General features: G+C 70.2%; 9 protein-coding genes. 5 read left to right on the top strand and 4 right to left on the bottom strand.

The window, feature by feature from the left end; genetic code table 11:
- Positions 1-204 precede the first annotated feature (204 nt).
- The 4 genes from FL311_RS45160 to FL311_RS18755 all read left to right on the top strand — a co-directional run bounded on the left by FL311_RS45160 (position 205) and on the right by FL311_RS18755 (position 4,885).
- Positions 205-2,307 (top strand): type IV pilus twitching motility protein PilT, encoded by a 2,103-nt coding sequence (locus FL311_RS45160; protein ID WP_228556948.1) that lies wholly within the window; start codon positions 205-207, stop codon positions 2,305-2,307.
- Position 2,308: 1 nt separating this feature from the next.
- Positions 2,309-3,412 carry a type IV pilus twitching motility protein PilT gene (locus tag FL311_RS18765; protein WP_141326693.1) on the top strand — a complete coding sequence of 368 codons (1,104 nt, stop codon included), beginning with the start codon at positions 2,309-2,311 and terminating at the stop codon, positions 3,410-3,412.
- 56 nt (positions 3,413-3,468) lie between these two features.
- A complete protein-coding gene (locus FL311_RS18760; RefSeq protein WP_141326691.1) occupies positions 3,469-4,299 on the top strand; it encodes a hypothetical protein in 831 nt (276 codons plus the stop codon).
- 61 nt (positions 4,300-4,360) lie between these two features.
- Positions 4,361-4,885, top strand: coding sequence for a GNAT family N-acetyltransferase (locus tag FL311_RS18755; RefSeq protein ID WP_141326689.1), 525 nt, complete (start codon positions 4,361-4,363; stop codon positions 4,883-4,885).
- Positions 4,886-4,904: 19 nt separating this feature from the next.
- Here the strand turns inward: FL311_RS18755 and FL311_RS18750 are convergent, their stop codons facing one another.
- From FL311_RS18750 to map, 4 genes are all read right to left on the bottom strand, one after another.
- The gene (locus FL311_RS18750; protein WP_194869256.1) at positions 4,905-5,672 is read right to left on the bottom strand and encodes a hypothetical protein; all 768 of its coding nucleotides are present in this window, start codon (positions 5,670-5,672) and stop codon (positions 4,905-4,907) included.
- A 351-nt stretch (positions 5,673-6,023) separates the two neighbouring features.
- Positions 6,024-7,787, bottom strand: coding sequence for a hypothetical protein (locus tag FL311_RS18745; RefSeq protein WP_141326687.1), 1,764 nt, complete (start codon positions 7,785-7,787; stop codon positions 6,024-6,026).
- On the bottom strand, positions 7,784-8,392 hold the full coding sequence (locus tag FL311_RS18740; RefSeq protein ID WP_141326685.1) for a hypothetical protein: 609 nt from the start codon (positions 8,390-8,392) through the stop codon (positions 7,784-7,786). Before FL311_RS18740 ends, FL311_RS18745 begins: the two co-directional genes overlap by 4 nt.
- A 392-nt stretch (positions 8,393-8,784) precedes the next feature.
- The gene (gene map, locus FL311_RS18735) at positions 8,785-9,591 is read right to left on the bottom strand and encodes a type I methionyl aminopeptidase (RefSeq protein ID WP_141326683.1); all 807 of its coding nucleotides are present in this window, start codon (positions 9,589-9,591) and stop codon (positions 8,785-8,787) included.
- Between the two features lie 290 nt (positions 9,592-9,881).
- Between map and FL311_RS18730 the strand changes: the two genes are divergently transcribed.
- Positions 9,882-10,139: a hypothetical protein gene (locus FL311_RS18730; RefSeq protein ID WP_141326681.1), complete on the top strand. Its 258-nt coding sequence runs from the start codon at positions 9,882-9,884 to the stop codon at positions 10,137-10,139.

Here is a 10,139-nt window from a genome sequence, read left to right as displayed (position 1 = left end):
CCCTCCCCCACCCTGGCGAACTGACTCCGTCCACCGCTGACATGTGGGTGTGGGGCCCACTGCGCGTGGCGACGGCAGGCGGGCGTGGCGCGGGGAAGAAGCGCCAGGATGGACCGGGGGGGTGGGCGCATTCGACGCGTTGTCGACTATCCTGCGGACCACCCCCGCGCTTCGCGCTTCGCCCCAGCCCGAGTCGACTTCCGCATGAGACCCCTTGCTGAGCTGTTGCGCCATCTGTCGCGGCCTGGAGTGACGGAGCTGACCCTGGCCACGGGCCGACCGCCGATGATTCGGGGGAGCAGTGGCTATGAGCCGGTGGACCCGGCGGCGGTGACGACGGAGGACGTCGTGCGCGCGCTGCAGGCCATGGTGGGCGTGGCCCGGGCCTCCACCGTGTCGGATTCACCGTCGCAGTGGTCCGTCAACGCCAACGGGTTGGGCGCGCTGTCCATCGCCGCCCAGCGCCGGGGCGACCTCATGCACCTGAGGCTGTCACGCGCGGCGGAGGCGGGCGCCACGGCGGCGGCTCCGGCCGCATCGACGACGGCGACCGCGGCGGCTCCGGCGACCGCGCGAGCTCCCGCCGCGGCCGGGTCTGCCTCACAGGGCGCGGCCGGGTACGGCGCACAGACAGCTTCGGCGGGCTACGGCACACAAGGCGCGGGACAGAGCGCGGCCGGGTACGGCGCACAAGGCGCGGGACAGAGCGCGGCCGGGTACGGCGCACAAGGCGCGGGACAGGCCACGAGCGCGGCAGCCGGGTACGGCGCACAAGGCGCGGGACAGAGCGCGGCCGGGTACGGCGCACAAGGCGCGGGACAGGCCACGAGCGCGGCAGCCGGGTACGGCGCACGGTCGGCTGCGAGGAACGTGGCCACCGGGGGCTACGGCGCGCAGGCCACGTCACCGGGCGCTTCGGCCGGCTACGGGACGCAGGGCACCACGGGACAGGCCACGTCGCCGAGCGCTTCGGCGGGATACGGCGCGCAGGACGCGGGACAGGCCTCGTCACCGGGCGTATCGACGGGCTACGGCACGCAGGGCGCGGCGGCGCAGAACACCGCGACAGGGTATGCCCCCTCGCAGGGCGGGTATTCGAGCGCGGGCACGCAGGAGGCCGCGCGGAACCTCGCGGCGTCGCGGCTGACGGGTGGGGCCCGGGACCTGGCGGTGGTGCTGGAGCAGGGCCGCAGCGTGCGCGCCAGCGACGTGCACGTGGTGGCCGAGCGCCCCGTGCTCTTCCGCCTCGCCGGGGACCTGGTCCCCCAGGGCGGCGTGCTCGACGCCGCGCGCGTGGAGGGCATGCTCTTGCCCGTGGTGCCGGAGCGGCTGCGCGCCGTGCTGGAGCGCGACGGCAGCTGCGACTTCTCGCTCGACTCCCCGGAGATGGGGCGCTTCCGCGTCAACGTCTCCCGGCACCGCACGGGCCTCAAGGGCACCTTCCGCGTCATCGCCCGCGACATCCCCACGCTCGAGTCGCTCGGCCTGCCCCAGGACATCGCGAAGGCCACGCACCACCACCAGGGCCTCATCGTCATCACCGGCCCCTCCGGCCATGGCAAGACGAGCACCCTGGCCGCGCTGGTGGACCTCATCAACAGCCACACGTCCCACCACATCCTCACCGTGGAGGACCCGGTCGAGTTCGTCCACCCGCGCAAGAAGGCGCTCATCAGCCAGCGCGAGGTGGGCGCGCACACGCGCACCTTCGCCAGCGCGCTCAAGGGCAGCCTCCGCGAGGACCCGGACGTCATCGTCGTGGGCGAGCTGCGCGACACGGAGACGGTGCGCATGGCGCTGGCGGCCGCGGAGACGGGCCACCTGCTCATCAGCACCATGAACACGCCGAGCGCGGCGAAGACCATCGATCGGCTCATCGACCTGTTCCCGCCCGCGGACCAGCAGCAGGTGCGCCTGTCGCTGTCGAGCGGCCTGCGCCTCATCGTCAGCCAGCGGCTGATGGCGAGCGCGGACGGCAAGAGCATGGTGGCCGCGGCGGAGGTGCTGCCGGGCTCCGTCGCGCTGGGCAACCTCATCCGCGACAACAAGACGTACCAGATTCCCTCGCTGCAGCAGCGTGGCAAGAGCCTGGGCATCGTCCGCTTCGAGGACTCGATGGCGGACCTGGTGCGCGCGGGCAAGGTGAAGCTGGAGGTGGCCAAGGGCTTCGTGGACAACCCGGACGAGCTGGAGGCGGTGGTGACGGGACGCAGGCCGGGCACGGCGGTGGCCGCGCCGGAGACGCCGCAGGACAGCGCGCGGCTGCTCAGCAAGATGGGCTCGCTGATGGGAAGGAAGGGGGGCTGAGATGAACACGCCACGCATCGCCCAGTTCTTCGACATCCTGCTGGAGCAGAAGGGCAGCGACCTGCACCTGAGCGTCGGCTATCCCCCCATGGGCCGCATCCGCGGGGAGCTCACGCCCCTGCGCGAGGCGGCGCTGACGACGCAGGAGCTGGAGGGGCTGCTGTTCGAAATCGTCAACCCGGCGCAGAAGCGACAGATTGTCGAGGAGCTGGACCTCGACTTCGCCTACGGCTACGGGACGAAGGCGCGCTTTCGCGCGAACTACTTCTACAAGCAGACGGGCCTGGGCGCGGTGTTCCGCACCATTCCGAGCAAGGTGCTCACGCTCGACGACCTGAAGACGCCCGACATCGTGCGCAAGCTGGCCGAGCGCCGCAGCGGGCTGGTGCTGGTGACGGGCCCGACGGGCAGCGGCAAGTCCACCACGCTCGCGGGCATGGTGAACCACATCAACCAGACGCGCCCGGCGCACATCCTCACCATCGAGGACCCGGTGGAGTTCGTCCACGAGTCCGCGAAGGCGCAGGTGACGCACCGCGAGGTGGGTCCGCACGCGTCGAGCTTCGCCACGGCCATCCGCTCGGCGGGCCGCGAGGACCCCAACGTCATCCTCATCGGCGAGCTGCGCACCAACGAGACGATGAAGCTGGCGCTCCAGCTCGCGAGCTTCGGCGTGCTGGTGTTCGCCACGGTGCACACCAACAGCGCGCCGGCGACCATCGACCGCATCATCAACTCGTTCCCCGCGGACGAGCAGGCGCAGGTGCGCGGCATGCTCGCGGAGAGCCTGGCGGGCATCGTCGCCCAGCAGCTCATCAAGACGGCGGACGGCAAGGGCCGCGTGGCGGCGCTGGAGATCCTGGTGGGCGGCGCGGCCATCGCGGCGATGATTCGCGAGGGCAAGGTCTTCCAGATTGCGTCCAAGATGCAGGCGGGCCAGGGTCAGGGCATGCAGACGTTGGACATGCACCTGGAGCGCCTGGTGCGCGACAACGTCATCACGCCCGACGCGGCGCTGGAGAAGGCCCAGGACAAGGAGAACCTGGCCAAGGTCATCCAGCGGCTCAAGCCGGACTGGGTGCTGCCGGAGTCGATGAAGGCGTAGCGCCCGTGTCAGGAATGCCGTGGCATTTCGTCCCTCGCGCCCGCGGGAGGGGCGACATGCTCTACGGCGACGAGAAGTCCTTGCAGATGGCGCGCAGCCTGTTGCCCTCACAGTGGCGGGAGCAGGCCCGTTGGTATCGGGCCAGCCAGAGCCGGAGCACGCGGCGCGCCGTCAAGCTCCGCGTGTCCCAGATGGCGCGGGAGCCGGACCTCTTCGAGGACTGCGCCAACCTCGACGAGGATGCCGCGTCGAAGATGGGCTGGGTGGTGCACCGTCGACGCCGGTCCGACAAGGTGAACCCGTTCATCCGCTGGGCGAAGCACCGCACCGCCGAGGAGCCGAGGGACTCCCGCCTGAGTCGCATCCGGGGCACGGTGCCGGAGGGGGTCATCGGCGCCCATGCGCTCAGCCACCTTCGTGACGAGGAGCACTTCATGAGCACCGCGGAGCTGGCGCGCATGAAGGCTCGCTTCTGGCGCGGCAAGAACCGGCGCTCTTCCGAGCGGGGGCTGATGGCTCAACTGCTGCGTGAGTTGCTGCGCATTCCGGGGGGCCAGAAGGCCTTCAATGGATATCTCAAGCGCGCCAGCGCGAAGGGATGGAGCAGGCGACTCGGGCATGACGGCCAGCGCCGCGTCGTCTTCCATGGCGACGACTCGCTCCGGCTGTTGCTGGGCGTGCACGACGTGCTTCCCTTCCTGGACGCCATCGAGGTCCACGCTCGTCGGCCCCTGGACTGGCGCCGTTCCGGAAAACCCGCGTCGACCCGTTGGCTCGCGCTGGATTTCCTGCGGACGTTCCACCGCCACAAGGGCGACCTCGGCGCCACGCTCGCGGGCCTTCCTCTTCCCAAGCTGACGAACCTGCCTCGCGGAAGCATCGGATGATACGGACGGTGCGCGTCGGAAGTCGGTGGTGGGCGACAGGTCCCTGAACCAGGATGGGCGCATGATTCACGGTCTGGAGCAGGTGGACACCGAGCGGCTGCGGCTGCGCGCCTTCCGCGAGAGCGACGTGGAGGCGATGTTCGAGCTGCACAGCGACCCGAGGACGAACCTGGTCGATGCCTCCGCCGCGATGAGTACGCGGGAAGAAGCGCGGGAGCTGCTGTCGCGGTGGCTGGGGGATTGGGCCGAGCGGGGCGTGGGGTACTGGGCGGTGGAGCGGCGCGAGGCGCCCGGCGTCGTCGTGGGAGTCGGGGGTGTGCGGCACAAGCCGCTCGAGGGGCGGACGGTGTTGAACCTGGCCTATCGGTTCTTCCCGTCCACGTGGGGCTCGGGGTTCGCGACCGAGGTGAGCCGGGTGGCGCTGGAGAAGGCGCGGCTGCACCTGCCGGAGGTTCCGCTGGTCGCCATCATCCATCCCGACAATGTGCCCTCCGTGCGCGTGGCGGAGCGACTGGGGCTGCGCTTCGAGCGCATCATCCCCTACGGGACGGGAGACGTTCCCCACCGGCTGTACGTGGTGGGGTGAAGTCCCATCGAAGCGCCTTCTACAGACGCTCGCGCAGCCCCTCGCGGAACAGCGTGAACACGGCCTGGCCGCAGCGGTCGGAGGCATCCGCGCGGGCCCTGGCCACGCGGACCTCGTAGCGGAGGCCCTTCAACAGCAACTGCTTCGTCTCTCCGACGGAGACCGTGACAGGCGCCGAGTCGCGTCCCCGTGGTCCCTCGAAGCGCAGCCTCGCGCCACGGGTCCGCTCGCCCGGCTTCGCTTCACAGCCCGCCAGCTCCCAGTGCACCTTCAGCTCCGGCACGAGCCCCGGAGGCAACAGGACCTCTCCGTCCGGCGTCGTGGGCGCGCTCGGCACCGTGAGCAACAGCAAGCGCCCCTGCTCGTCTCGGAGCGTGTCACCCGCGAGGAGCGCGGGTTGGTCGCCATCACCGGACAGACAGCTCGCGGGCTCGCGATGGCTGGCCCACGTCAAGATGCGCCCGGTCAGGTCCGCCAAAACCTCCGGCACCGTGAGCCCGTAGCTCACGCCTCCGTGCACTTCGCCTTTCGCGTACTGGAGGACCGAAGCCCACTGGTCCGCGTGGCGGTAGGCGCCTCGCAGCTGTCGGGCCACCTGGAACTGACGCTCCAAACGAGGCCCCTTGCGCTCGAGCGCCAGCGTCTCCGGCTCCTCCTTGAAGGCCACCTCCACCCTCCCCTCTCGCCACAGCTCGTCACAGGCCCGATGCGAGTCGGTCGTCGCGGAGGAGCCCCAGGCGGGCGACGCGGCCCTGGGCGTTCGGACCTCCGGCGACGCCATGACCATGGCGCCCGCTTCCCGAGAGACAGGCGCGCGACCGCCATCGTTCGAAGAAGGCGAGGAACCACCTGACGCTGTCGTGGACGACTCGCCAGCGTCCGACCGCGCGGGCTCTGTCCGGGACAGGCACGCTGTGTGGGCGAGCGCCAACACCAGTCCCCCACTCGCGACGAGCACGCGCGACGCCGCGCGCCACCTCGGCCGCCCCCAACCGTCCCATGCGACCTCTCGCCTCATCATCGCGGATGCCCTTTCATCGCCCGGACGGGTCCACGCGCAACATGAGCGCGGAGCCACTTCGAGGGGCCTCGCGAGGCACGCGTCTCGTCGTCCCGCCTGGCCTCCGGTCCGGGCCCATCAGAGACACTCCGCGTACAGCAGCGTCCCGTCCTCGGACACGTGGAAGTCCCGGCCCTCCACCCGCCCCCGCGCCAGCAATCGCTCCCGCTTGCGGCGGACGTCCTCACGCCTGCGGCTCACCGAGCGCTCCTCGTGCGGAACCCGAGGCTGGAACCGCGCGGGCCCGCCCTTGTCATCCGGCGCGTACCGCGTGAGCAGCGAGCGCTTCACGCCGCGCTCCGCGCCGTCATCCGCGTCCCCGTCGTCGGTGAAGTCGACCTCCAGCGAGCCCCACTCGCCCACGTCACAGTCACACGAGCCACACCCCGGGAAGCTGCATCCGAGGAACCCGTCCCGACAGGAGACACACTCGTACTTCGGCGAGGAGCCACACGTCGCGCAGCCGTTGTCGCCGAACGAGTACGAATGCCAGCCGGAGTGACTCACGCCCGTGAACTGGTAGCGGTAGTTCATCACGCTGTCGTGCACCACGCTGTACTGTCCCCCCACGTCGTTGCCGTTGTGGTCCAGGTCCAGGTTGTGCCCCAGCTCGTGGATGAAGGTGCCTCGCTGCTCCTGGATGCTCGGGCTGCTGAAGCAGCCCATGCTGATGATGAGGTCATTGCCCAGCATCTCCGCCTTGCCCGAGGAGCACGTGCTCAGGCTCGTGTGCCGGTACGCCCACATCGCATAGTGGAAGTACGGCCGGCGCTCCGGGTTCGTCGACGAGAAGTGGCTGCCCTTCAGCGAATAGAAGTCCACGCCGCCCGTGCAGCTCCCGTAGCAGACCACCTCGCTCCACGGCAGCGGGTTGTCGATGAAGGCATGCAGCCGCACGCTCCCACCCGAGTCCTGCGCGAACACCGCCGCCGCGTCCGCCACCAGCCCCGCATAGGGCTGCCGGGTGAGGTACGGGTTCGTCGGGTGCTGCATCCAGTCCACCTCCACGAAGATGTCCCGCTTCGTGGGGCTCCCCCACTCGGAGAAGGAGAAGCCGTCGTTGCCGAAAACCTCCAGCGTGTCCGGGATGCCGTCCCTATCCGAGTCCTCCTCGTCGGCCTGCAGCCCGAGGAGCGGCTCCAGCGCGTCCGACAGGCCGTCCTCGTCATCATCATTGTCGTCGAAGATGGTGGACCAGAGCTCCTCGTCGTGGATGAGGCTCGCCGTGCCCGTGCTCCCGGGGAAGCGGCCCACCACCACGCGCTGCGTGCCCACGTTCTGCGTGCTCGCCGCGGTGATGAGCGGGTAGTGCTTGGGGCCGCTGTCGTCATCGTGCTGCAGGTACTCGGTGTTCGAGCGCAGCAGGAAGAGCAGGTGGTCTCCACCTCCCGGCGTGGCCGCCGAGGCCCGGAAGGTGTCCTTCGCATTCCACGCGAAGAGCACCGGCACGCCCCCGAAGGGCTGATTCGTCAGGAGGCGCTCGTTGTTGCGGTACACGCTCGCCGTGCCGCCGCGCCCGTCCGCGTAGGCGCGAACCCAGACGCGGTAGTAGCCCGTATCCGGCGCCACGAAGGTCACACACGAGCGCGTCCCGCCCAGGCAGTCATCACTCACCGCCACCTGGCTCCAGCCGTTCCTGTCCCGCAGCACATGCAGCACCGTGTCAGGCGCCGAGCCCGAGAGCTCCCGCGTCTCGAACGTGTAGCTCTGTCCGGCCTCCAGCCAGGTGCTCAGCCAGATGAAGCTGCCCCAGTCCCTCGGGGCCACGTAGTGCGGCCCTGCCCACGCCAGCATCGGCGCCAGCAGCACCACCGCGCGCAGCGCTCCCATGAAACCCTTCATCGCGTCTGCTCCCCCTGGAAGAACCATTCCTTGAACGTGTCCTGCGCCCGGGCTCGGTCCTCGGGCGAGAGCTCCCGCCACTTCTCCTGCTCCCGCGCAAGCGCCTGCCGGTAGCGAGCATCCACCTCGCGCGCCCGCGCGTCCTCGGCGAGAGGGCCGGAGAGCTTCGCGACCAGGTCGAGCGCCGCGTGGTAGCGCCGCTCCAGCCGTGCGCGAGTCTCGGGGGTGGCGTCCAGGAAGGCCCGCTCCGTGCGCGCCACCAGCGCGGACAGGTCATCCACCGACTCCTCGCGCAGCAGCGCCTGCTCCTCCGCCGTCAGCGGCACCAGCGCGTCCTTCGCGAAGCGCGCCAGCGCGGAGTCCGGGGGCACGAGGCCCGCGACCTGGACCGTCGCTCCACCCGCGCCCTTCACCTGCTCCACACGGAGCACGGGCTCCGGCATCACCTTCGGAGGGTCCTTCCTCACGGGTGACGGGGACGTGGCCACCGCAAGAGGCTCTGCGGCTGGCGCCTCACGCCGCCCGGGTGGCACCGACACGCAGATGCCCAGGGTGACGAGCACCGCGCCCAACACCCCTCCACTCAAGCCTGCTCGTGCGCGCATCCAGCCCCCTCACGACTGATGCTAGCACCCGTCCCAGGCAACGCCGCGGGAGGGCCACCTCCGCCCGGTCTCCAACACCCCGTGCTCATGCCAGGACAGGCCCTCACGGGATGAATCCTCTCTCACCCGACACATGCCCTCCGGCCCCATGGCCGACGGGACCTCAACGCGCCTGGCAGAAAAGCATCGGTCGCCCGTGACCAGGAGCGGCCCTCCCACTCAACGGACACCCGCTACCGTGTGGAGCTTGTTGTCCGCGAGCCTGACGTCCCCCTTCCGGCACCTCCCCTCCCTGGAGCCGCAAGAGGCCGGCGCGAAGACATGCGGCGAGGCCCTTCAGCTGGTGGGGCTCGACAGGCGTCCTGCTCAACGAAGACGCGTCGAAGCCCCGCTCACGGGTGCGCCTCGGCGGACGCCGGCATCTGACCCACTGAGAGCGGGAGGCCCGGATTGGGCGTGAGAATCTCGCAGCCCTCGCGCGTCACCAGCACGGTGTGCTCGAACTGCGCGGAGAGGCTGCCGTCCACCGTCACCACCGTCCACTCGTCCTCCAGGATGCGGATGTCGGGACGCCCCAGGTTCACCATCGGCTCGATGGTGATGACCATGCCCGAGCGCAGGGTGATGCCCGTGCCCTTCTTGCCGAAGTGCGCGACGTGAGGAGGCCCGTGCATCGAGCGGCCGATGCCGTGCCCGCCGAACTCGCGCACGATGCTGCACCCCTCCTTCTCCGCCAGCTCCTGGATGGCCGCGCCGATGTCGCCCAGCTTCGCGCCATGGCGCACCACGGAGATGCCGATGTCCCGACACCTGCGGGCCACGTCCACCACGTGCCTCGCGTCCGCGGACACCTCGCCGATGCAGAACGTGGCGGAGGTGTCCCCGTGATAGCCATTCAGGTTCGTGGTGACGTCCACGTTGATGATGTCACCGGGCGCCAGCCGCTCGTTCGGGTCCGGCACGCCGTGACAGACGACGTGGTTGCGGCTGGTGCAGACCGTGGCCGGAAAGCCGTGGTAGCCCAGCTGGCTGGGGATGCCGCCCCGCCGCGCCGTGTCCTCGCGCACCCACTGGTTGATGTCCTCGGTGGAGATGCCCGGCGCCAGCCGCCGCGCGACCCAGGCCAGCGTGCCGGCGGCCGCCGCGCCCGCCAGGCGCAGGCGCTCGACCTCCGCGTCCTTGAAGAGTGGAGTTCCCATGGCGGGACAAGGTGACCGTCCCGCCCGGGAGCGTCCAATGCTGTTTCAGCATCGTCCCCGGACGTCAGGGCGTGTAGCAGTTGAACTGCATGGTGTAGACCGCCCAGAACTCCCTGTCGCGGACTTCCCGACAGTCACTCGAGGGAGCATCAGAGACATCCCCAGACGCCAGCTGTGTCGTGTCATCCAATCGAGGCCAGCGATCGGTCCACGGCAAGCACCACGGCGGGCTCCGCGTGGGCGGGAAGGTCCGGTCCTCATCCTCTTCGTGCATCGACACGGAGGTCGGCGTGTCCTCGGGGCACGGCAGCGTCGAAATCGTCTCGCCCTCGATGGGCCTGGAGCCGGAGACCTGGGCACCCAAGAAGGGTTGTCCCCATGCGTCCACCACGGTGCCCTGGATGCTCAGCCCCGCGGCGGCGGGCGGCCTGGGCATCCAGGTGCGCGGAAGCGTGCCGCCCGAGCGGATTCGAGGGGTTCCCTTGGGCTGGGACGGCTCGGTGCCCAGCAGCTTCCATGCATGCTCCGGCTCCTGCCGTCCGACATGA

Source organism: Myxococcus sp. AB025B, from assembly GCF_006518215.1.
Taxonomy (GTDB): domain Bacteria; phylum Myxococcota; class Myxococcia; order Myxococcales; family Myxococcaceae; genus Myxococcus; species Myxococcus fulvus.
Note: the sequence above shows the minus strand (reverse complement) of the source record. Positions and strands in the feature narration are given on the sequence as shown.